The organism is Microcystis flos-aquae FACHB-1344 (assembly GCF_014698375.1).
GTDB classification, from domain to species: domain Bacteria; phylum Cyanobacteriota; class Cyanobacteriia; order Cyanobacteriales; family Microcystaceae; genus Microcystis; species Microcystis aeruginosa.
In genome coordinates this window covers 1-23,550 of sequence record NZ_JACJSW010000162.1, presented here as the reverse complement: position 1 = coordinate 23,550, position 23,550 = coordinate 1, and the positions used below count along the sequence as shown (strand labels likewise).

Sequence of the window (23,550 nt, the reverse complement as noted above, 5' to 3'; positions counted from 1 at the left end):
TTCAATCCTTATGCCTCTATTTCTCTGCCGACAACAGCCACTGGTACACATAATCTCACTTCCATTGGCGTTTTCGAGGATGACAGCAGTACGGCTTGGAGATTATTCAACGGAACGACTGTTGATGTTAGCTCAACCCTTTCCGTGTACAAGACACCCTCTTCTAAGGACTTTTCCCTGCCAGCAGGTACCAATACCTTTGTTAGATCTGATGTTCCAGGCACTCATCAACTAAAAATCAACACCAACGGTCGTGTGTACACGAAAGCAGCAGGTCCGAAACCAATAAATTTGGACCTTATGGCCATCGAGGGTGCAACTACCATCGACCAAATCCCCAACATGAATCCCTATTTCATGATAGGTAGTTCGTTCAACGATTTCTTAGGGGGTGGCTCTAAGAACGATACCCTCATCGGTGGCGATGGAAACGATAGCCTAAATGGTAACCCTGGTAACGATAGCCTCAATGGTGGCGATGGAAACGATAACCTAACTGGTGTTTCGGGAGACGATACCCTAATCGGTGGCAATGGAAACGACACCCTATTGGGTGGCGATGGAAACGATAGCCTCAATGGTGGCGATGGAAACGATACCCTAAACGGTGGTCCGGGAACTGATACCCTAACCGGCGGCGCTGGTGCTGACCGTTTTGTTTTCAGTAGTTCTACCCAAGGCATTGACACCATCACCGATTTTAACCCCGCTGTTGGTGAGGATCTTATCCAAGTTACTAGAACTGGTTTCGGCGGTTCTACTGCTTTACCGAGTCTCGGTGCTTTGACTACTGCACAATTCCTGTCTGGTGCGGGAGCTACCAGCGCCACTACTACAGCGCAAAGATTTATCTATAACACCACTGATGGTGCTTTACGGTTTGACGTAGATGGTACTGGTGTCACTGCTGCGGTTCAAATCGCAACCCTCAGTAACTTTGCAGCTATCACCAATACTAATATTGTTGTTATCTAATCTATCCCTGTCCATCCACTGCGGTGGGTCGGGCAATTGTGGATTTTTTGGGGAAAATTAAGCCACTAGAAATGATCGGTAAGGGTGTGTTAGCTAGGGCTAAGACACCCTTATTATGTGGGCAGTGGGAAGTGGGGGAGATTCAGCGGCTCTCTCACTCTTTGTGTGATCAGTTTAACTTACTATAGAAGCGATCGATCTTCGTGTCCTTTGTGTCTCTGTGGTTCCTTCCACCAATCTTAAGGATAGACGGTTAAAATGGGTCTGAGCTTGAGAGTCATTGGGATTAGTTTTGTGTAGTTATTAACTGACGGTGATAATCGCCCCATAACTTGGCTGCCTGTTGACTACTGCCCGCAGTGGGAGAATTATTATCATTCCCTAACCAAATGCCTGTCACCCAGTCGCGCCGGGGAAGATAGCCGATAAACCAGAGATCCACATAATTATCCGTAGTTCCCGTTTTACCCGCTTCTCCCATGCCAATACTAGCAGCGCCTCCTGTACCATTAGTTATCACCCCCCGCAATAAACTATTCATCGTTTCGGCGGTTTTAGGGGAGATTACCTGCTGATTTCTATCGCTATCTTCGCCATAGTCATAAATAACCCGACAAGTACTCAAATCCTCCACATTTTTACAGTCGGAAGCGTCGAGAATGCGTTTAATGGCGTGGGGACGATTCCAGCGCCCGCCATGGTCAAAAACCCCATAAGCGCCAGTCATTTCTAAGACATTTACCTCGCTTTGCCCTAAAATTAGCCCCGGTACGGGATTTAAAGGTGATTTCACCCCCAAACGTTCCGCCACATTGACCACATTACTTAATCCTGCCTCGCGAGCAATGCGAAGGGCAACACTATTTTCCGATCGCGCTAAACCTTGAAACATATTGACCCCCCCGCTACTGCGTTCACAGGGAGAATAGGCCTGTCCTTGCCAAGAGAGTCCAGCGCAGGTATAGGTTTTATAGGGCGATATTCCCTTTTCTAGGGCGGCAGCATAAGCAAATACCTTAAAAGTGGAACCGGGTTGACGTTTAGCTTGGACAGCGCGGTTAAATTGGCTTTTTTGATAATCAACTCCCCCGACTAAAGCGAGAATTTCCCCGGTTTGACTGTTTAGGGTAACTAAAGCCCCTTGGGAGTATCGATAGCGGGGTCCTTGGTTTAAGACATTATTTTTTAAGCTTTTTTCTGCGATCGCTTGCAGCCGGCGGTCTAAACTGGTTTCAACGATAAAATTGCCCTCTTTAGCCACTTCTTCCCCTAAAAGGTTCTGTAATTCCTCGAAAACGTAACTATAAAAATATGGTGCAATCGTACTAGATAGGGATTTTTTGGCTTGGGGACTGATTTCAATGCGAGATCTGCGGGCGCTGGCCGCCGCTTCCGGGGAAATCATGCCTAATTCGGCCATGCGATCGATGACACGATTGCGTAATTGTACGGAAGTGTCGTAGTCTTGAATGGGATTAAATCGATTCGGGGCGGGTAACATAGCCACAAGAGTAGCAGCCTCGGAGATATCTAAATCTCTAGCGGATTTATCGAAATAAAAGCGGGCCGCATCTTCAAAACCGTAACCGGCCAGACCGAGATAAACTCGATTGAGATAGGTTTTGAGAATTGTATCCTTACTATAGACCGCTTCTAATTGTAAAGCGACCACAGCCTCCCGGAGTTTGCGATCGGCAGTATTTTGGCGACCGACTTCGGGGAATAAACTACGCGCTAACTGTTGAGTCAGGGTGCTGGCCCCTTGACGAATGCCTTGACCTTGCCAATTAATCATAACAGCCCGGACAATCCCCAAAGGATCAACGCCAAAATGCCAGTAAAAACGACTATCTTCGGAAGCGACAACCGCCTGGGGCAGATAGGGAGAAAAATCGCCCAGATTATCTAATTCTCGGTGAGTTTCCTGTCGAATGGGATTGAGGGGAGTTTGACCATCCCTAGGGTAAACCACCACCGGACCGCTCACCCCGGAAGGGAGTGGATAAACATTAACTTTGCGACTTTCCCAGATAACCGCTAAAACTAATAAACCGAAAATACCACCCGCACCATAGAAACCATAGCGCAAAAGTCGCGCCCACAGGGGAGGGGGACAGTAATAGGAGATGGTGACACAATTGGCTAAGTCTGGGGGGGCCAGGGTAAAAGTATCACCATGACGCAGGGAAACGCTTTTGAGACGACGTTTACCCATATAAACCCCGTTGGTGGAGTTTTCATCTGTGAGCAGGAAATGATGGGGATTTTTCGGGTCACGCTGGAGGGAACAATGAATCTGACTCACCACGGTATTACGGATAGTAATATCACAGGAACTGGAACTACGACCCAACAAATAGCGATCGCCGATAAGGGGATATTTGCTTTCCCCGCTGCCATTCTCGTTTTTAAGGCGTAATTCAGGAACTCTCGCCCCTTTTTTGAGATTTACCGCCTGAAAATTCACCTTTCCTTGCAATTTCTGCACGGCAACGGTGACAAGTTGACTAATTTGGGTTTTCGGCGACTGCTTAGACATAGTTTTTATCAGTTATCAGCTTCTGAAGGCAATAGGCAATAGGGGAAGTGGGGAAGTTGAGAAGTGGGGAATTTCAACTAAAACCCCAACACCCCATCTCCCCAATTCCCAATTCATACCCAATATCCCTAAATTGACATTTTAGCCTCTAAAGCTTTGAGGTATTCCGTATTGACTCCCGACTCGCGAATCAGAGCAATTTTACCGGTACGGGCCACCTCGCGAACGCCAAATTTATTCAGCATCTGCATAATCGCCACCATTTTACCCGGATCCCCCACCACTTCGATGGTCAGGGTTTCCTCGGAAATATCCACAATCCGCGCCCGGAATACCTGCGCTAATTCGATCACTTCGGCCCGGCGCTCGGCGGTAGCATTAACTTTAATCAGCATTAATTCCCTTTCCACACAGGGGGTTTGGGTGATATCCTGCACCTTGAGGACGTTAATTAATTTGTAAAGTTGTTTGGTTAACTGTTCGATGCTGTCCTCATCTCCTGGTACTACCATCGTAATCCGAGAAACTCCCATCTGTTCGGCAGGACCCACGGCCAGGCTTTCAATATTAAAGCCGCGACGGGCGAATAATCCAGCAATACGGGTTAAGACTCCCGCTTCATCTTCAACTAATACGGATAATGTGTGTTTCATGGCGCTCTATCTACACAACCTAGATTTCCCCATTGTAAGACAGGAGGCAAGGCCGGAACAGTTTGTCTTCTCTGAGGGATTCAGGTAGAAACCTCTACTCTGTCAAAGTTTATATCCAATCTTCCTCATCCCCTTTGTTTACCTCCCGCTCTTGGTTTTCATCCTGGGCGGGGGGCGTAATAATCCGATAATTGACATCGTAAACTTGCTCGGCTTTTTCCCCGCGAGTCTGTTTGGCCGTGCGGTAACTATAGGAATAAACCGAGCCAGTTTGAGAACTGTCCTCTGGAGGCTTGACAAAATTCGCTTTTTCCCCATAAGCAACCCTAGGCGGGAATTCTTCCCGATCCTGAATGGTAGTCGGTTTTTCGGGGGGTGCATCAAAATTCCAATCATCACCGCTATCTCTTTCCCAATCGTTACCCGGTGGAGAAGCGGCGCGATCTTGAATATAGGTAGGTCGGGGAGATGGGGGTGGGACTTGAGGATTATTCGCTATACGAGGGGAGGCTTTTGGGGCGGCCAAAGGACGACCAAAACTATGGAGAAATTGCAGGGTTAAACCACTGATAATTCCCGCTAGGGTGAAAAGTAACACCCAGACCGCTAGGGGCAGTTTTACCGTCATAATACCGCCAAAAAAGACCAAAGTGATCACCCCCAGATTCTGCCAGATCAGTAATCCGCCTACAGCGATCGCAAATAAGACCATAATCCAGCCCATTTTTACCTCCCTTGATTCAGTGATCAGTGATCAGTAAACAGTAAACAGGTATAAAGATAAAGATAACTAACTAACTAATTAACTTAAAACTTACATCTGATAACTGATAACTGATAACTGATAACTGATAACTGATCAGTGATCACTGATCACTGATCACTGATCACTGATAACTGTCAATGTCCTTGCCAGCGATTAATGGCCACACAATCGATATCTAACTGATCGAGAGTACGAGCGATGACAAAATCTACCAAATCCTCGATCGATTGGGGATGGTGATACCATGCCGGTATTGCTGGCACGATTCTAACGCCCGCCTCGGCTAAAGTGGTTAAATTACGCAGATGAATTAAACTAAAGGGGGTTTCTCGCGGTACTAAAACCAATTTTCTGCCCTCCTTCATCTGCACATCGGCCGCCCTTTCTAGCAAATCGGAACTTAATCCCCCCGCTAATTTGGCCACTGTACTCATGCTACAGGGAATAATTACCATACCAAGGGTGCGATAGGAACCACTGGCGATCGTTGCCCCCACATCGCCCCAACGATGACAGCGTAATTTTCCCCCTTCCATCACCCCGCATTGGCCGCGCCAAAATTGTTCTTGCAGCTCTGGTTCTGGAGGCATCCGCACATTATCTTCTGCTTGCCAGACAGTGTAAGCTGATTTGGAGGCCACTAGATCGATCGTGTAGTCGGCTAAAAGTAGATATTTGAGAGTACGGACGGCATAAATCAGCCCTGATGCCCCCGTAACGCCCAAAATTAGCGGTTTAGATAATTCCTTCAAGCTCTAATTCCTCGATCAATTGTAATCCTCTCGGGTCGCCCACTTTTAATAAAGCACCCCTGGCATCTTCCTTGACACCTAAATCCTCATCTTCCACCAAGGCCTCGATCAAAGCATCGATCGCCGTGGCATAAATCACATTTAAGGGCAATTCTCGGCATAATTGACCGATCGACCAAGCGCAATTACTCCGCACCGCCGCGATTAAATCTCGGCGCAATCCTTCAATTAAAGGCGGCAAGACGGTGATGATATCTTCATAATTGACCTTGGCAATCTGGGCCAAACTACTGGCGGCCCATAATCGCACCGCCGAAATATCGGTTTTGAGAGCATGAACCAAAGGCTCGATCGCTCTGCGATCACCACAGTTACCTAGGGCCCAAACTACCCCTTTTCTGACGTAACCATTCCAATCTCTGGCCAGTAGCTCGATTAAAGGCTCCACGGCGCTAAGACTGGGATTTCTGCCCAAAGCGTAGGCGACACTGACACGCACTAGGGGACAGACATCGCTTAACATCTCCAGTAAAGGAGCGATCGCTCTTTCGTCCCGCAATTCACAAAAGGCGCGGGCCGCGATCATCCTCTCGCTGACATGAGCAGAAGTAAGCAATGAGAGCATTTCCTCCGGATCGGGAGGGATTTCCGCTGCTTGATCTGGATCGCTCCCATCGAGAGGATTATTTAAGGAGTTGCTAGGGTCTAGGATTTCATTGTCGTACATACTTGTTAGATTATCTTAATCCGTGACCGCTTACGTCAAGCCCAAAATCAAAAAGTAGTTGCTGGTTGGGGGGACTTTTCAGTTTTGCATGAGTAGAAAACGGGTTTCTCCGAGAAACCCGTTTTCTGTGGTATAAGACGCATTCTAACCGCCCATCCTTGCACTTACAAAACCCAGCAGACTAGAAAGTAAATACAGGGCAAATTTTCGTGTTTTTGCGATGCCAAGACGCGGATTTGAACCGCGGACACGAGGATTTTCAGTCCTCTGCTCTACCAACTGAGCTATCTCGGCGTTTTTTTTGTCCTTTCTCAACATAGCACGCCCTCGAAATAATTGCAAGGTTTTTTTCTAAAAAGTTTTCCGCTCGACTAGATTGGCAAGGTGAGGGTAAAAGTGGTGACAGCATTGGCACTGGTGACATTGATGGTCCCATTCAGGGGTTTAATCAGTTTGCGGACTAAAGCTAAACCTAAACCGGTGCCACTGTAGCGCCAGGGATCTTGGTGAGGAATGCGATAAAAAGGGGCGAATATTCTTGATAATTCCTCTGGGGCGATTTCTACACCTGAATTGCTCACAATAATTAATATTTGCTTCCCCGCACGCTTCACATTTACCCTAATTATCCCTCGTTCTGGGGTATATTTAGAAGCATTGGTAAGTAATTCGGCTATGATGCGCTCGATATGACACAGACTGGTGTTAATCTCCGGTATATCCCCATCTATATCTAAAATTAACTGCTGTTGTCGCTCACGGGTGAGATGACGAAAAGGTTCCACTAATAAGGGTAGCCACGAAAGTAAGTCGATTGCTTCGATCGCCAGGGGTTCGGTTTCCGCATCCAGATAGGTTAAAGTCAACAGATCATTAACTAACTTACTCTGACGCTGAGATTCAATGTTAAGAATTTGCAACAGTTGACCGATCGAATCCTGTGGATCGATCTCGATCCCTTGATCTTCTAGGAGACTTTCCAGGGTTTCCACCGCTAGACGAATGCTGGTAATCGGGGTTCGCAGTTCATGGGAAAGGGTTTTCAAGAATTCGCTTTTTAATCTTTCCAGTTTTTCTAATTCCCTCACTTGTGCTTGGGAAGATTCGTAAAGTCGCGCCTGTCGAATAGCGATCGCACATTCGGTGGCAATATGTTGAATCAAATTAGTTTCTAAAGAGTTAAAAATATGATTAGCTGGTCGAATTAGCCAAAGATTGCCCAAAAAACCCTGATCGTCAAAGATAGGACAAGCACAACGGTTAACACGACCAATTTGCGGATTACCAAGAGGAAGACGATCAACAAACTGTAAAATTTGTTTGTGCAGCAGCGGTTGATAGATTTCGGGAAAATCGCTAATTTGACGGGTAATTCCCTGACAGATAAGCTTTTGAGTGGTATATTCGTGGACAATAGTGGCTTGACTGCGACTGGGATCGTAAAGCTCAATTTGGGCGCGTTCTACGGGTAAAACCTGGACTAATTCCCTAGTGGTGGTTTGCAGAATATGATTTTCATCGAGACTATCGCGAATTTTTTCGGTAATCCGTCCGATTAATGCTTCATACTTCAAACTCATCTGCAATTCGGCGGTTCTTTGCTGAACCTCCGATTCTAGGGCAGTATTCAAGCATTTTACCCGTTGGTGCAGTTCTGCTTGTTGAATGGCAATTCCCACTTGAATGGCTAATTGTTTGAGCAGATCGATTTCTTGGGATTGCCAAGAACGAGTTTTTTGGCAATTTTGGGCAATTAGTAACCCCCAGAGTTGGTTATCACAGATAATCGGCACCACCAAGTTAGCTTGTACTTGCAAAGAGGTTAGTAGGCTGCGATAACAGGGATCAAGTCCCGAATTATGGACATTTTCAATAACTTGAATTCTCCCGCGACGATAATTTTCCAGACGTTCTGGGGATAAATTAAAACAGGGATCCTGTATCCTGTTTCCTAAGACCGAATTAATCCTCGCAGTATGGGATTCCACCACAATCATGCCACTATGATCGGGGAATAAACGATAAATTAACACTCGATCGCAGTTGAGAAATTGTCGCACTTCTTTAACGGTTCTTTGCAAAATGCGATCAAGATCCAACGATTGCCGGATTCTTTCCTGCATTACCCCCAGTAGTTGTTCTCGTTCTGCTTGTAATCTTAAAGCTTCTTCGGCCTGTTTGCGTTCGGTGATATTGGTACTGGTTCCCACTAAACGATAGATACGCGCATTGTTATCCCGTAGGGGTGTTAAAGTTGTTAGCCACCAGTAGGGTATATTTTGAAAAGGTAAATACTGTTCGTAGGAAATAGTCGTTCCGTAACGTACACAATCACTATAGTGTTGCCGCACACTACGCGCATCATCGGGGGGAAGGATTTGTTCGGGAGTTTTGCCTTTAATATCTGATGAGCGCAGTCCTGTCCAGCGTTCATGAACGGGGTTGGCCCCCACATAGCGAAAATCTCTATTTTCCAGCACGTCCACTACAAAAATCGACGCTTGCACGGAATTAAATATACTACGCAGAAACTGCTCGGAATCCTCCTCTTGTAGCTCTCCATCTAACTCGGTATCGATTGCTGATGGCTGCTTTTCCATAAGAGCCTCCTATTGTGCTAATTGGTGGATTTGGATCGATAATCACAAAATCGTTGGCTACTCCTAGAGCGATTTAACAATTTCTTAAGATTCTCGCACGAATTTTCCTATCCGCTGCCGATTTCGATATATTTCTTTGCAAAAACGAGAAAGCAACCCCAATATACTGAGATCGCTTATCAGTTATCAGTTATCAGTGACCAGTTATCAGTGATCAGGTTTAAGTTTTAAGTTAAGTAGCTAGACACAATTAATTAAGTATATCTAACTACTTCTTCCATGAGTGCATGAGTGCCTATCCTCACCAAGAAGTTAATTTTGTCCTATTACTTATATGTGTTATTTTCAGTGATCACTGCTCACTGATTACTGATTACTGATCACTGAATTTAGGCTTCTTGGTTGACAAAAGGCAATAAAGCCATTAAACGGGCCCGTTTCACCGCTTCAGTTAAATCTCGCTGTTGTTTAGAAGTTAAACCGGTGATGCGTCTAGGTAGAAGTTTGCCGCGTTCGGTGATGAATTTGCGGAGGAGTTCGGTGTCTTTGTAGTCAATCGGTTGACTGGGGGAGATGGGAGAGAGACGTTTACGATAGTAGCTCATAGATTTGTAAAGATTGCTTGACTTTTTAACTAAAGTGTGTTTACTTAATTTCCTTGTGGACGGTGTGCTTATTGCAGTGGGGACAGTATTTCTTGATTTCCAGTCTGCCGGTGGTATTGCGCCGGTTTTTGCTGGTGGTGTAGCGAGAAACGCCGGGGGTACGCTTATCGGGATTACTGCGGCATTCCGTGCATTCTACAGTGATGATCAGGCGAACGCCTTTTTTACTAGCCATAACAACAGGGGATCGGGTAAATTTACACGCAATCGATCATTATGACATATCTGGGGCTTTTTAGGCAAGAGCGGCCGGGGCGAACCCAGGGAATTGTCGGCTAAAAAGTTCAGTTTGGGATGAAATCCAGCACAAAAAAGCTAGAATAATCACAGCAGTTGGCGAGGATGAGGAAAATGGCGGTAAGATTGGGTAAACCGATTTTAGTGACGGGGATAGGCATTACCATCGCTTTAACCCTGGGGGAAACTCTCAATAGTAAACTGAGCGAAATCGGTTCCTGGGGTATTTTAGGTGCGTTTGTCCTTGGTGCCGGTATCTGGTTTTGGCAAAAACCCAACTCGAAAATCGATTTTTCCCCCCCCACTCCCCTGAGTCTAGAAAAGGTTAAACAAGCGATTAGCAAGGCCGAGAAGATAATTAATTATCTGGCCAAAGAAGACCCCAATCAAGACTTAACCCCACTGAAAACCACTTTAACCCAATTAAACCAAGAATTTAGTCGCCAAGACCTGAAAATTGCCATTACCGGCGCTAGAAAAACCGGTAAAACTGCCTTAAAAAAACTACTAGAAAGCGGCAACTTTGCAGAATCTATCGCTTTTCTGGAAACGGAACCCCTTCTGACTCTCAACTCCACCGCTAACCAGAAAAAGTCCCTGGCAGCCGACTTAGTTTTGTATCTTATCAATGGGGATTTAACCGATTCCGAATGGCAAATCCTCCAGCAATTCGATCAAATGCACCAGCGTGTTATCCTGTTACTCAATAAACAGGATCGTTTACCCGCCGAAACCAGAGAAGAAATTCTCCTTTCCCTAAAACAAAGACTGAAAGAAACTATTCCTGCTCATCATATTTTAGCCATAGCCGCTGCCCCTGAACCCCTAAAAGTTCGTCAACATCAAAGCAATGGGGAAATCAAGGAATGGACGGAACCCCAAACGGTAGTTATCGATCCTTTAGATAATCATCTCCAACAAATTATCAGACAAGAAAAGTCCGAATTAGTTCTGGGAACTATCTGGAGACAAGCGCTCGAATTAGCAAAGGAAACCAAACAATTACTTAATCAATCCCGACGCAAAAAGGCTTTACCTGTTATCGAACAATACCAATGGATAGCCGCTACTGCCACTTTTGCTAATCCTCTTGCGGCCCTAGATTTAGTTTTAGCGGCAGCTACTAACGCTCAAATGTTAGTGGATTTAGGGGCCATTTATCAACAAAAAATGTCCCTTGAACAAGCAAAAACAGCCATGACTACCCTAGGGAAGATGATGGTACAATTAGGCATGGTAGAAGTGACAACCCAGGCATTAGGAACGATTCTCAAGGGAAATGCGATTACTTATATCGCTGGTGGTACAGTGCAGGGAATTGGGGCAGCCTATCTAACTCGTTTAGCTGGTTTAAGTTTAATTGAATATTTCCAAGAACAGGAAATTAACGAGCCGCTGAATAATGATTGGAATTGGACGAGTTTGCAGAATAAAGTTAAACAGGTCTGGGAACAAAATCAGCGCCTAGCATTTTTACAGGATTTTGTCAAGCAAACGAGCGCTCGTTGGTCGGCATTTTCCGGTTAAAAAATCTAGTTAAGAACCGGGAAAAGGTAAATGCTGACGTAGCACATCCCAGCGCGAACAATCCCAATAATCGATATGAGAAATAATCAGATTATTGTCATCGAGAGTTAATTCACTGCGTCCAGAAATAGCGATGCGTGGCCGCCAAGGTAAAGGAGTTGTCCAGTGCAATGTCCAACGGGTATTAATAATATTTCCCTGCTGTTCAATTGCGTGGACATCCATCTTGATAGCTTGGAACCATTGACTCATAAAACCAATCATTTCCCGATAGCGTTTAATCCCCCGAAATTGATTGAGAGGATCTTGAAAATAAACGTTATCAGCATAAATATCATAGGTTTGATCGAGGGGAAATCTTTGATAATCTTGCTGCAAAATAGCGATAATATCCATAAAGTACCAAATTATTCCCGATAGCTATTGCCTTTTTTCGCTGCTGAGGGGTAACTGTTAACTATTAAAAGATCACTCCCGTCAAACTAAAGGGACGGACTTCGGTAATTTTAACCTTAACAAATTTGCCTCGCAATTCCTCAATATCTCCCGTAAAGAAAGTTAAGCGATTGCCTCTAGTTCTTCCCATAACTTGACTAGCATCTTTAGGGTTAACGTCTTCCACTAAAATTTCCTCAATTCTGCCTAAATATCTTTGGGAACGTTCAGCGGCTTTTGTGGCCACTAAATGATTTAATCTTTGTAAGCGATCGCTTTTTACCTGCTCACTTAATTGATCATCCCAAATAGCGGCAGGAGTCCCGGGACGGGGAGAATAGGCCGCCGTATTTAATTGATCAAAACCAATCTCATCGACTAATTTTAAAGTATTCTCGAACTGTGCCTCTGTTTCTCCGGGGAATCCGACAATCGCATCGGCACTAATGGCAGCATCCGGCATTAAATCGCGAATATTAGCAATAATTTGTCGGTATTTTTCCTGAGTATAGCCCCGTTTCATGGCCTTGAGGATATCATTATCCCCCGATTGAAAAGGGATATGAAAATGTTCACAAACTTTAGGTAATTCCTGACAAGCTTTAATCAAACGTTCGGTAAAATAGCGGGGGTGACTGGTGGCAAAACGGAGACGTTCAATGCCGGCCACATCGTGAACGTAGTAGAGTAAATCGGTGAAATTGTGCAGATGTCGGCCGCTTGCCGTCACTCCGGGTAAATCCCGTCCGTAGGCATCGATATTTTGACCTAAAAGGGTGATTTCTTGATAACCCTGTTGTCCTAATTGTGCCATTTCTGCTCGAATTGCCGCAGGAGTGCGAGATTGTTCCACCCCGCGCACCCCCGGAACCACACAATAGGTACAGCGTTCATTGCAACCATAGATGACGTTCACCCAAGCGGTAATATTACTATCCCGGCGCGGTTTGGTGATATCTTCCATGATGTGGATGGGTTCGGTGGCCACCACCTGGGAACCGTCAAAAACTTGTTGTAATAACTCTCCCAAGCGGTTTGCGTGTTGGGGACCGATAATTAAATCCACTTCGGGAACCCGTCTTAATAATTGTTCCCCTTCCTGTTGGGCCACGCAGCCAGCGACAATTAAAGTAAGATCGGGTTGAGTTTGTTTGCGTTTAGCCTGTCTACCGAGATAGGAATACACCTTCTGTTCGGCATTATCGCGAATTGTACAGGTATTGTAGAGGATTAAATCGGCTTCGTTGGCATCCTCAGACCATTGAAACCCCAAATCTTCTAAAATACCCGCCATGCGTTCGGAGTCAGCTTTATTCATCTGACAACCAAAGGTGGTGATATGGTAACGACGTGGGGACTTATTCATGATGCTGGCTACAGAAACAATAGTGCAGGTTTCTATTTTAGGCTATTTATCCTCTGACTATGGCCTGCCCCGATGGCCAAAAACCGCCATCCTTTCACTGATTACTGATTACTGAAAAAACTCCCCACTTCCCCACTTCCCCACTTCCCCACACCCCACACCCCAGAATTAGCCTTAAAGCATACTCAGCTATACAAGCAAATAAAAACGAAACTTTTGCTTTGAGGATATCTCCTGACTGGTAGGATAAAAATGAACCATACTAGGCAGTTTAACCTCCACGCCGCCGAGGCCACACCTTTAATCATCAAAGGAAAAGTATTTATATGTCTAAAAATCAAGTGTTCGACTTTTTCGCCTTAGCCGCTAAAAACGAAGAATTGGGTCAAAAAATGCGCTCAACCCAAGATCCTCAGCAATTACTAGAGATAGCTCGCTCGCAAGGCTTCGATTTCTCCCTTCCTGAATTAGAAGCGGCACTCAAATCCTTGCACGAGAGTCCCGACTTTTTCCAAAAGTTAGCTCATGCAGTGTTAGAAGTTTTCAGTCCTAACCACGATAATTATCCCTCGATCGGTGTCCAACCCTACGAAGGTGAGATCGATCGCTAGAATCAGTGATCAGTGATCAGATGTGAGTTTTCAGTTCACTGATTACTGTTCACTGTTTACTGATCACTGAAAAAGGCTCCCCTTCTCCCCACTCCCCCACCCCAGCCGTATATAGTATAAAAAAATTATAAAAAAGCCTAAATCAGGGAAAATAGGCTTTTATCTGCCAATAAATCCAGCAGAGACAAGCAAGCCGCCAAGGGGGAAGCTAAAGCGGAAATCGGCTCATAGCAAAGGTTTTAGCGGTAAATCTCCTGAGAATTGCTGAGGCTGATGGGCGAAGTCAAGGAATGATTAACTTTCGTTAACCTGAAGATGAGAAATAATCATAATGTTTTATATTGTCAAAGGTGTCATAGTTTCCTATGCTTTTTTTAGGTTGATAATTTTGCCTGACTCGTCAAATTTTTACCAACCGGCCCTAGAAAATAAAATTAGTGGATGAAAACGGTCACGATCGAGATAAAATTCAGGATGGTCTTACCCACCTTGCCACGATCCCGACTGCCACCAGAGCTAGAGCAGGAAAAGTAACAAGGAAAGAATTTGACTGAAACAAAATTGATAACGCTAACAAAATTAATAGTTTAGTTTGGCTTGACAAGCGAGGAACAAAAAAATGCCAATTGCAGTAGGAATGATTGAAACCCTAGGATTTCCCGCCGTTGTGGAAGCGGCCGATGCCATGGTCAAAGCCGCCAGGGTGACTCTAGTGGGTTACGAAAAGATCGGTAGTGGTCGCGTCACTGTCATCGTCCGGGGAGACGTTTCAGAAGTGCAAGCTTCTGTAGCTGCCGGAGTGGAAAACGCCAACCGGGTTAACGGAGGACAAGTGCTATCTACCCATATCATCGCTCGTCCCCACGAAAACCTCGAATACGTGCTGCCCATTCGCTACACCGAAGAAGTAGAGCAATTCCGCAGCTATTAAACACCGTTGATCGGGGTCAGCATCTATAGAGTCGAAGAAAGCCAACCATTAGGAGACAAAAATATTATGTCAATTGCAGTGGGCATGGTGGAAACCTTGGGTTTCCCGGCCGTCGTCGAGGCGGCTGATGCCATGGTGAAAGCCGCCCGCGTAACCCTAGTAGGTTACGAAAAAATTGGTAGTGGTCGCGTCACCGTCATCGTCCGGGGAGACGTTTCGGAAGTACAGGCCTCCGTATCGGCGGGGACAGAAGCGGCATCTAATCGTGTTAAGGGTGGTCAAGTCCTCTCGACCCACATCATCGCCCGTCCCCACGAAAACCTCGAATACGTTCTTCCCATCCGTTATACAGAAGCCGTGGAACAGTTTCGTGAAAGTGTTAACCCGCAACCTTTAAGACGAATCTAGAGCGCAACTAACTTTTAGTGTAAACAAATTCCATGCAAATTGCCAAAGTTTGCGGCACCGTCGTTAGCTCCCTGAAACCGCGCAGTATGACGGGAGTGAAACTTCTGCTTTTGCAATTCATCGACGCACAGGGGCAACTTTTGCCTAAATACGAAGTAGCGGGTGATATTGTCGGAGCGGGGATTAATGAATGGGTGCTAGTGTCCCGGGGAGGAGCCGCCCGTATCGAAGACGGACAGAACAATCGCCCCCTTGACGCGATGGTGGTGGGGATTATTGACACTATAACCGTAGAAAATCGCACCCTCTACAGCAAGAGGGACGAATTTCGTCAATCCGGTTAAACATCGATAGAACCCAAACACAGTTAAGTAACAACCAGCCAGCCAAATTCAGTATGGAGGAAGACTAACTATGGTCGTCCGCACAACGGCGGCTAGTCCGAAAAAGCGGACCAAATCCCCAGAGGAAACGCACATAGACGAGAGTGCCAAAGTCCACACCTTCTCTAACCTCAGTGGCGCTATCGAGATCGGGGCGCGAGTGGTGATTGCTCCGGGGACTTCCATCCGCGCCGATGAAGGAACCCCCTTTTACATTGGCGACGACAGCAAAATTCAGGACGGAGCAATCATCCACGGTTTAGAAAAAAGCCGTGTGGTGGGAGATGACGGCCGAGAATATTCGGTGTGGATCGGCCGGGGCAGCTGTATCACCCACATGGCACTCATTCACGGGCCTGCCTATGTGGGCGATCGCTGTTTTATCGGTTTTCGCTCCACCGTCTTTAATGCCCGCATTGGTGCCGATTGCATCGTCATGATGCACGCCCTCGTTCAAGACGTGGAAATCCCCGCCGGGAAATTCGTGCCATCCGGTTCCGTGATCACCAGCCAACAACAGGCCGACCGCTTACCCGATGTCACAGAAATCGATCGAGCCTTCACCCGTCACATTGTCGATATCGACCTCGCCCCCAGCGTCCCGGTCAAAGCCCACAGCCCAGCGACTCCTCCACCGGCAGCCGCTATAAACATCGCTAATGAGACGCTATATAGAAATTCGGTGACACCTATGAGTTTAAATACAAACATTCGAGCGCAGGTTCGCTCCCTCCTCTCCCAAGGCTACAAGATCGGCATCGAATACGCTGACAAACGCCGCTTTAAAACCAGTTCTTGGTTAAGTGCCGGCTTTATCGACGGCGGCCGCGAAGAACAGGTATCCCAATCCCTAGAAGCCTCCCTGAGAGACCTGCAAGGCGAATACGTCCGCCTGATCGGAGTAGATCCCGCCGCTAAACGGCGCATACTGGAAATGATTATCCAACGCCCCGAAGACACCCCGGGAGAACCGGCCCGCACCACCACCGCCGTCCACGGCGGTCATGGCAACGGTAACGGCCATTCCGACCTGTCCGTACAAGTGCGTTCCCTGCTGGCCCAAGGACTGAAAATCGCCACCGAACACGCGGATAAACGCCGTTTTAAAACCAGTTCTTGGTTAACCGGACCTGCGATCGAAACCAAGAGCGAAGCGGGCATCATTCGCGATATCGAAGCGATCGTGACTGAAAATAGCGATGAGTACGTCCGCCTGATCGGGATCGACCCGCAAGCGAAAAAACGGGTCGTCGAAATGATTATTCACCGCCCCGGCAGCGCCCCCGCTAGTAACGGCAGCGGCAAAGCCAGCAGCTACAGCGCCCCCGCTAGTAACGGAGCCAGTTATAGCAGCAGTGGTAGCTTAAGTGGGGAAACGATCGCTCAAATTCGTTCCCTGCTCGCCCAAGGCTACAAAATCGGCACCGAACACGCGGATAAACGCCGGTTTAAAACCAGTTCTTGGCAGAGTTGCGCCCCGATCGAAAGCAATCGCGAATCCGAGGTAATTACTGCTTTGGAAGATTGTTTACGGGAACATAGCGGCGAATACGTCCGCTTACTCGGTATCGATGCTAAAGCCAAAAAACGGGTTTTAGAAACGGTGATCCAGCGTCCCGATGGTTCGGTGAGTAGTAATGGCAGCAGTAAAACCGCCACCGTTGCCGAACCGAGTTTCAAAAGCTCTGCTTCCGGTTCCTCCGGCGGCGGTACTGCCACTTTAACCAGTACCTTAACGGCGGAAACGATCGCTCAGATTCGTTCTTTATTGAACCAAGGTCACAAAATTGGCAGTGAACACGCGGATAAACGTCGTTTTAAAACCAGTTCTTGGCAAAGCTGCACCCCGATCGAGAGCAGTCGCGAATCCGATGTGGTGGCCGCTTTAGAAACCTGTCTGCGCGACCATCAAGGAGAATACGTTCGTCTGATCGGGATTGACTCCCAAGCGAAACGCCGTGTTCTCGAATCGATTATTCAACGCCCTTAATTTCAGGACTCGGCGATCGGTGAAGGGAGATAGGTGTTAGGTGTTGGTGGATCGGGAAAAATCCCTGAAACTCTAACCCCTACCCCCTAACCCCTGGTCACTGATCACTGATCACTGAATAACTGTCAATTATGTCCTTACCCCCCGTTCAACCTATTAGCCGCTCGGAATTCTATGTCAATGGTGATGTAACCATTGATGAGAGTGCGATCGTGGCTCCGGGGGTGATTCTCCGAGCAGCCCCCAATAGCCAAATAATTATCGGTGCGGGTGCTTGCCTGGGTATGGGAACAATTTTAACCGCCTATCAGGGTGTTATTGCTATCGGTGCGGGAGCAATTTTAGGTACAGGTGTTCTCGTCGTCGGTCGGGGTGAAATCGGTGAAAATGCCTGTATTGGGTCAACCACAACGATTTTTAATGCTTCTGTGGCAGCGATGTCGATCGTGCCGTCTGGTTCCCTGATCGGAGATACTTCCCGTCAAATTACCATCGAGGTGTCAGCGACCCCATCGGAACCGGAAAGACCCCCTTTACCGGAACCGCAACCCGTAGTCAGTCAAGTGTCCCCAGTGCCGTCCGTGGAGGAAGTGGTCTCCGAAACCGTGGCCAGTCCTTGGGATGGCGAGGAAACGGTGGCCGAGGCCAGTCCCGCGGAAACCAGAGAACAAGCATCTACTACTAACCGACCGAATCAAGCATCGGTGGTCGGAAAGGTCTATATCAATCAGTTATTGGTCACGCTATTTCCAGAACGTCATCGTTTTAATGGCAACAATAACCATAATTCTTGAAGGGGAAAATAATCGTTCACAAGCCAAAAATCTCAACAATAATTACTGAGTAATTAGACCTAATTTATCTAGAGTTCACTGCTGTCTAACTGTGCTCTAGGTACTGGGTATAATTGCTTAGAAATCCAGTTAATATTTAGCGATTGCCGACATTTTTTGAGGTTGTAATTATTGATAATCTTCCTCAATTAAGGAGTAGTTTTAATCGCTCAAAGCCTGATGAGCAGAAGTTTCTGTGTGTCAATCAGGTAAATTTTTGTTGATTTTTTTGTGTTTTTGTAGAGATTGTCAAAGTTAGATGACGACAGATTAAAGAAACTAATCCCCCCGAGAAAAAAAAACAATCAAAATTTTAGGGATAGAGAAAAAAAATGATCAGAATAGGATAAAGTTCGTGTTAAGATGATCAGTTGAAAAAAACATTAGTGAAAATTGCTCCCTAACTTCGCTCCTGGCAGCAGGGGAAAGGAGCTTAAGAAAAATCTATGTCGGTTGACGGCGAGATTTTACAGGTGCGACTAATCATGCAGTTTATGGAGGAATAATCCCAATGGTGCAAGCCAAATCCAAAGGTTTCCAGGCCGGCGTAAAAGACTACCGACTGACCTACTACACCCCCGACTACACCCCCAAAGATACCGATCTACTAGCTTGCTTCCGGGTGACACCCCAACCCGGAGTTCCTCCGGAAGAAGCAGGTGCGGCAGTAGCGGCGGAATCTTCCACAGGTACCTGGACCACCGTTTGGACCGATAACTTAACCGACCTCGATCGCTATAAAGGTCGTTGTTATGATATCGAACCCGTACCCAACGAAGATAACCAGTTCTTCTGTTTCGTTGCCTATCCTTTAGATCTATTTGAAGAAGGTTCCGTCACCAACATCCTCACCTCGATCGTTGGTAACGTTTTCGGTTTCAAAGCTCTACGCGGTCTCCGTTTAGAAGATATCCGTTTCCCCGTCGCTTTAATCAAAACCTTCCAAGGTCCTCCCCACGGTATCACCGTTGAACGGGACAAATTAAACAAATACGGTCGCCCCTTACTCGGTTGCACCATCAAACCCAAACTCGGCCTTTCCGCTAAAAACTACGGTCGTGCCGTTTACGAATGTCTCCGCGGTGGTTTAGACTTCACCAAAGACGACGAAAATATTAACTCTCAACCCTTCATGCGTTGGCGCGATCGTTTCCTCTTTGTCCAAGAGGCGATCGTTAAATCCCAAGCAGAAACCAACGAAGTTAAAGGACATTACTTAAACGTAACCGCTCCTACCTGCGAGCAGATGATGCAACGGGCTGAATTCGCTGCCGAAATCAAAACCCCCATCATCATGCACGACTACCTCACCGGTGGTTTCACCGCTAACACCACCCTGGCGAAATTCTGCCGCGACAAAGGGTTACTGCTCCACATTCACCGGGCAATGCACGCGGTTATCGACCGTCAGAAAAATCATGGTATCCACTTCCGCGTTTTAGCTAAGTGCTTACGTCTGTCCGGTGGTGATCACCTGCACTCGGGAACCGTTGTCGGTAAACTTGAAGGTGAACGCGGAATCACGATGGGTTTTGTTGACCTGATGCGTGAAGACTATGTGGAAGAAGATCGCGCTCGTGGTATTTTCTTCACCCAAGACTACGCCTCCTTACCCGGGGTAATGCCCGTTGCTTCTGGTGGTATCCACGTTTGGCATATGCCCGCGTTGGTGGAAATCTTCGGTGACGATTCCTGCTTACAGTTCGGTGGTGGAACCCTCGGCCACCCCTGGGGTAACGCACCGGGTGCCACCGCTAACCGTGTGGCTCTGGAAGCTTGTATCCAAGCTCGTAACGAAGGTCGCTCCTTGGCCCGCGAAGGTAACGACGTTATCCGGGAAGCTTGCCGTTGGAGTCCTGAACTGGCTGCCGCTTGCGAACTCTGGAAAGAAATCAAATTCGAGTTCGAGGCTATGGATACCCTCTAATACAGCCCTTCAGAAAGTTGTTAGCAGTTATTGGTGGAAAATAATGCTGGAGGACTTGCCCAAAATCGGCAAGCAGTCGCTAGAATTTCAACACTGATAACTGTCTAGCCAATAACTGAAAACTGTATAAAATGTATCCGAAAAAAGTTGTTCAAGATACCGCGAAAGTCTTACAAAGTTACCTAACTTACCAAGCGGTTCGCACGATTATCGATCAATTGTCAGAAACTAATCCCACTTTAGCTATTTGGCTGAGTCACTATACTTCTAGCCATTCCATTCAGGATGGCGAGGCCTATATTGCGGGGTTAATGACTGAGAATAAAGAGTTAGTTTTGCGGATCATGACGGTAAGAGAACATTTAGCCGAACAGGTTTTAGAGTTCTTGCCAGAGATGGTAAAAACGGGAATTATTAATGACAATACCGAACATCGTCGGCAACTTTTGGAACGTCTCACCCGTACTGCTATAAGTCAACCAGAGACATCGGAATTAAATCTCGATGTTGATGATCTACCCAACCCATAAGGAATCAAGAAACCCATGAAAACTTTACCTAAAGAGAAGCGTTACGAAACTCTTTCCTACTTGCCCCCCCTCACCGATCAACAAATTGCTAAACAAATTCAATACATGATCGATCAGGGTTATATTCCTGCTGTGGAATTTGAAAAAGACCCCAAACCCGCAGATTATCATTGGACGATGTGGAAACTGCCTTTATTCTCTGTTTCTGGCCCCCAAGAAGTTCTTAATGAAGTTCGCGAGTGCCGCACTGAATATTCTGATTGCTACATCCGCGTTATCGCTTTTGACAACATCAAACAATGTCAAACCATGAGCTTTATTGTTCATAAACCCAATGCTGGCCGCTACTAATTTGGCTGTCATCTAATTATTAACTATTGAGGGGGGTTCTTAGACCTCCCTTTTTTTTATTTGTCTGGTACAATTTTTAACAAGAGTGAATCCGAGCTAAAAATACTAAGTACCTAAGCAAAATTAATTACACATATCTAACCACCTCTTGCCTCTTGTCTCTTGCCTCTTGCCTATCTTCACTAGGAAATTAATTTTGCACGACTACTTATGAGAGAAATCGTTTTTTAGATAAGCGGAGGAGCTAGAAACCCAGCGTCGATGCTTAGGGATGCGGTTCACTGTCATTTTCTCGGTCAGTCAACCCGTCTTCAATTAATTGGGTTACATATTGTTGGCTGAAAAAGTCAGAATATAAAAGTTACTATGTAAAGGGTAAATTTATCCCAAAAAGTAATTAGTGGCATTTTCGACAAAAAGATATAGTTAAACCTGTCTAGGCAAAAGAAAAGATTAACAAATAAAAAAAAATGAGACTTGTTTAAGTTTGAGGTGTATCACAGTCTCACGGCATAATATTAATTTACAATTTACCTCAGCTGCTTTAGAAGGTCTAGAGTTAGTACAATAATATTATTAAGATTGAATAAATTTTAAACAGGCGACTTTAATATAACTTGTGGAGAGAACCTTTAGATAATCGGAGACACATTTGGCTTGTTGGGCGAGTCTCTGAGTGTAAACTTGAGCCATGACATGAGATGATGATAGCTGAAAAACAACTTAAAAGGCTATTTCAAGCCTTCAAAGAGCGTGACGATGTTGCTTTTTACAGAGCGGCGGAGTCTCTTATTGCCGATGAATTAGCCGCTAATCATCATGCTCTTGCTCAAGAGCTACAGCAAGTTTTAGGAAAGCAACCGTTGAAACAGATTCCACAGAATGGATTAAGATTACTCCCTAAAGATCGTCGCAGTGGCGAGGATTTAGTTATACTTGAAGAAAGCTCTATAGATTCAACTCAAATTGTTTTTAATCAAGAAACTAAAGCTAAAATAGAGAGAGTCTTAGATGAGCATCGTCAACGACAAAAATTAGCTAAGTATGGATACTTACCAAAGACTAAACTTCTTTTCTGGGGGCCTCCTGGGTGTGGTAAAACGTTTACCGCAAAATATTTGGCGTATGAACTTGGGCTTCCAGTAGGTTTATTAAGATTAAGTGCTGTTATTTCTAGTTTTTTAGGAGATACTGCTTCTCATCTCCAGCGTGTTTTTAATTTAGCTAACACAACTCCAATGGTACTGCTTTTAGATGAAGTTGACGCAGTGGGCAAGAATCGAGATGATCCTAATGATGTAGGGGAACTCAAACGAGTTGTTAATAGTTTACTGCAAGCTATGGATTCTTTTGATTCATCCAAAAGTATTGTCATTGCAGCGAGTAATCATCAATATTTACTAGATCCTGCTTTGTGGAGACGATTTGATGATTTGATTGAATTTTCCTTACCCACTAAAACCGAACGAGAGTTTTATCTTCAACGTCTTTTAAATGGAGTTTATTTTGATGGCTCACTGGAATATATCGCTAAGAATATGAGTTCACTATCGTATGCAGATATTCAACGTATCACGATAGAAGCTATTAAAACGATGATTCTTGAAGGTCGAGAACAACTTCAAAGTCAAGATATTTCCGAGCAACTTAAAGCTTTTAAAAAAGCCTCATCTGAAGCAAGAACAAAAACTAGGATAATTGTGTAATGAACCCAGATTTTCCCCTCTTATCTCTCACTCAACCTCAAACGGCTAAACGTGGTAAGGAACGACCTCGTTTGCTGCCACTTTCACCAGAGAAAATCCAACAGCGAAAAGAGAAAGCTGATAATTTAAGACAGCAAGTTAGAAGGATCTCTCGTCAACTACAAGAAATGTCTGAAGAGGAAAGAAAGTCCGTATTAATTAAACTGGAACATGAACAAAAAATTAATTTAAGTGGTACAGGTTTAAAACCAATTGCTGAATCTACGCAACATTTTACTCTTGCTGTTCCTCGAACTGAAAAATTAGATAAACTTGAAGAAAAAATTGAGGAATTTGGGGAAGGAGACTTAAAAAGAGGGCAACCCCCTAATAAAGATTTTGCCTCAGAAGTGTTGAACGGGGAAAAAAGTCGTACAAAATTTGATATTATAGATAAGAAAACAAAGTAAATATACACCAATAAATGTGAATAAGCCATGCTAACAATTTTCCCAAAACTAATGAAAGAGCTTCTCAAGCCACTCCCCAAAAATGACTATCCCGCATTAAGTACATTTACTTTTGTGTCCTGTTGGATAGGTTTTGCACTGGATAAAAGTATCGTCAGCATGAGAGACTTAAGCGCACGCCTGAAAATG

General features: G+C 45.6%; 23 protein-coding genes and 1 tRNA gene. 13 read left to right on the top strand and 11 right to left on the bottom strand.

Going from position 1 to position 23,550, the window contains the following annotated elements; translation table 11 throughout:
* Window positions 1-300 precede the first annotated feature (300 nt).
* Entirely contained in the window at window positions 301-975 is a 675-nt protein-coding gene (locus tag H6G48_RS26910; protein ID WP_277925618.1) for a calcium-binding protein, read from the top strand.
* Between the two features lie 286 nt (window positions 976-1,261).
* On the opposite strand, the gene H6G48_RS15065 is transcribed toward H6G48_RS26910, so the two are convergent.
* The 9 genes from H6G48_RS15065 to rpmG form a co-directional block, all read right to left on the bottom strand.
* Window positions 1,262-3,514 carry a PBP1A family penicillin-binding protein gene (locus H6G48_RS15065; protein ID WP_190722357.1) on the bottom strand — a complete coding sequence of 751 codons (2,253 nt, stop codon included), beginning with the start codon at window positions 3,512-3,514 and terminating at the stop codon, window positions 1,262-1,264.
* Between the two features lie 128 nt (window positions 3,515-3,642).
* Window positions 3,643-4,167: an acetolactate synthase small subunit gene (ilvN, locus tag H6G48_RS15060; protein ID WP_002732118.1), complete on the bottom strand. Its 525-nt coding sequence runs from the start codon at window positions 4,165-4,167 to the stop codon at window positions 3,643-3,645.
* A 109-nt stretch (window positions 4,168-4,276) separates the two neighbouring features.
* Window positions 4,277-4,891: a LapA family protein gene (locus H6G48_RS15055; protein ID WP_190722356.1), complete on the bottom strand. Its 615-nt coding sequence runs from the start codon at window positions 4,889-4,891 to the stop codon at window positions 4,277-4,279.
* A gap of 176 nt (window positions 4,892-5,067) precedes the next feature.
* Window positions 5,068-5,685: a flavin prenyltransferase UbiX gene (locus H6G48_RS15050; protein ID WP_190722355.1), complete on the bottom strand. Its 618-nt coding sequence runs from the start codon at window positions 5,683-5,685 to the stop codon at window positions 5,068-5,070.
* Window positions 5,669-6,412 (bottom strand): HEAT repeat domain-containing protein, encoded by a 744-nt coding sequence (locus H6G48_RS15045; protein WP_190722354.1) that lies wholly within the window; start codon window positions 6,410-6,412, stop codon window positions 5,669-5,671. The genes H6G48_RS15050 and H6G48_RS15045 overlap by 17 nt, the downstream gene beginning before the upstream one ends.
* A gap of 221 nt (window positions 6,413-6,633) precedes the next feature.
* A tRNA-Phe gene (locus H6G48_RS15040) sits at window positions 6,634-6,706 on the bottom strand.
* 77 nt (window positions 6,707-6,783) lie between these two features.
* Window positions 6,784-9,012, bottom strand: coding sequence for a sensor histidine kinase (locus H6G48_RS15035; RefSeq protein ID WP_190722353.1), 2,229 nt, complete (start codon window positions 9,010-9,012; stop codon window positions 6,784-6,786).
* Between the two features lie 389 nt (window positions 9,013-9,401).
* Window positions 9,402-9,617: a 30S ribosomal protein S18 gene (rpsR, locus tag H6G48_RS15030; RefSeq protein ID WP_002732313.1), complete on the bottom strand. Its 216-nt coding sequence runs from the start codon at window positions 9,615-9,617 to the stop codon at window positions 9,402-9,404.
* A 40-nt stretch (window positions 9,618-9,657) separates the two neighbouring features.
* Window positions 9,658-9,852 (bottom strand): 50S ribosomal protein L33, encoded by a 195-nt coding sequence (rpmG, locus tag H6G48_RS15025; protein WP_002734724.1) that lies wholly within the window; start codon window positions 9,850-9,852, stop codon window positions 9,658-9,660.
* A 176-nt stretch (window positions 9,853-10,028) separates the two neighbouring features.
* On the opposite strand from rpmG, the gene H6G48_RS15020 reads away from it, so the two are divergent.
* Window positions 10,029-11,441, top strand: a complete 1,413-nt coding sequence (locus H6G48_RS15020) for a slr1306 family protein (RefSeq protein WP_190722352.1) — start codon at window positions 10,029-10,031, stop codon at window positions 11,439-11,441.
* 9 nt (window positions 11,442-11,450) lie between these two features.
* Here the strand turns inward: H6G48_RS15020 and H6G48_RS15015 are convergent, their stop codons facing one another.
* On the bottom strand, window positions 11,451-11,837 hold the full coding sequence (locus tag H6G48_RS15015; protein WP_002753359.1) for a C6orf136 family protein: 387 nt from the start codon (window positions 11,835-11,837) through the stop codon (window positions 11,451-11,453).
* Window positions 11,838-11,901: 64 nt separating this feature from the next.
* Window positions 11,902-13,242 carry a tRNA (N6-isopentenyl adenosine(37)-C2)-methylthiotransferase MiaB gene (miaB, locus tag H6G48_RS15010; RefSeq protein ID WP_190722351.1) on the bottom strand — a complete coding sequence of 447 codons (1,341 nt, stop codon included), beginning with the start codon at window positions 13,240-13,242 and terminating at the stop codon, window positions 11,902-11,904.
* A gap of 326 nt (window positions 13,243-13,568) precedes the next feature.
* Between miaB and H6G48_RS15005 the strand changes: the two genes are divergently transcribed.
* From H6G48_RS15005 to H6G48_RS14955, 11 genes are all read left to right on the top strand, one after another.
* Entirely contained in the window at window positions 13,569-13,853 is a 285-nt protein-coding gene (locus H6G48_RS15005; protein ID WP_002759324.1) for a Nif11-like leader peptide family natural product precursor, read from the top strand.
* A 619-nt stretch (window positions 13,854-14,472) separates the two neighbouring features.
* Window positions 14,473-14,784 (top strand): carbon dioxide-concentrating mechanism protein CcmK, encoded by a 312-nt coding sequence (locus tag H6G48_RS15000; RefSeq protein WP_002734613.1) that lies wholly within the window; start codon window positions 14,473-14,475, stop codon window positions 14,782-14,784.
* 66 nt (window positions 14,785-14,850) lie between these two features.
* Entirely contained in the window at window positions 14,851-15,192 is a 342-nt protein-coding gene (locus H6G48_RS14995) for a carbon dioxide-concentrating mechanism protein CcmK (protein ID WP_002733426.1), read from the top strand.
* Between the two features lie 32 nt (window positions 15,193-15,224).
* Window positions 15,225-15,536, top strand: coding sequence for a beta-carboxysome shell vertex protein CcmL (gene ccmL, locus H6G48_RS14990; protein WP_002759323.1), 312 nt, complete (start codon window positions 15,225-15,227; stop codon window positions 15,534-15,536).
* A 70-nt stretch (window positions 15,537-15,606) separates the two neighbouring features.
* Window positions 15,607-17,565: a RuBisCO small subunit-like domain-containing protein gene (locus H6G48_RS14985; protein ID WP_190722350.1), complete on the top strand. Its 1,959-nt coding sequence runs from the start codon at window positions 15,607-15,609 to the stop codon at window positions 17,563-17,565.
* A 131-nt stretch (window positions 17,566-17,696) separates the two neighbouring features.
* Window positions 17,697-18,359 (top strand): beta-carboxysome scaffolding protein CcmN, encoded by a 663-nt coding sequence (gene ccmN, locus H6G48_RS14980; RefSeq protein WP_190722349.1) that lies wholly within the window; start codon window positions 17,697-17,699, stop codon window positions 18,357-18,359.
* 550 nt (window positions 18,360-18,909) lie between these two features.
* The gene (locus tag H6G48_RS14975; RefSeq protein WP_002753365.1) at window positions 18,910-20,325 is read left to right on the top strand and encodes a form I ribulose bisphosphate carboxylase large subunit; all 1,416 of its coding nucleotides are present in this window, start codon (window positions 18,910-18,912) and stop codon (window positions 20,323-20,325) included.
* 131 nt (window positions 20,326-20,456) lie between these two features.
* Complete coding sequence (rcbX, locus tag H6G48_RS14970; protein ID WP_002732424.1) at window positions 20,457-20,855, top strand: RuBisCO chaperone RbcX; 399 nt, start codon at window positions 20,457-20,459, stop codon at window positions 20,853-20,855.
* 15 nt (window positions 20,856-20,870) lie between these two features.
* The gene (locus H6G48_RS14965; RefSeq protein ID WP_002741682.1) at window positions 20,871-21,206 is read left to right on the top strand and encodes a ribulose bisphosphate carboxylase small subunit; all 336 of its coding nucleotides are present in this window, start codon (window positions 20,871-20,873) and stop codon (window positions 21,204-21,206) included.
* Between the two features lie 701 nt (window positions 21,207-21,907).
* The gene (locus H6G48_RS14960) at window positions 21,908-22,912 is read left to right on the top strand and encodes an AAA family ATPase (RefSeq protein ID WP_110578958.1); all 1,005 of its coding nucleotides are present in this window, start codon (window positions 21,908-21,910) and stop codon (window positions 22,910-22,912) included.
* A complete protein-coding gene (locus tag H6G48_RS14955) occupies window positions 22,912-23,361 on the top strand; it encodes a hypothetical protein (protein ID WP_190722348.1) in 450 nt (149 codons plus the stop codon). Before H6G48_RS14960 ends, H6G48_RS14955 begins: the two co-directional genes overlap by 1 nt.
* Window positions 23,362-23,550: the final 189 nt, after the last annotated feature.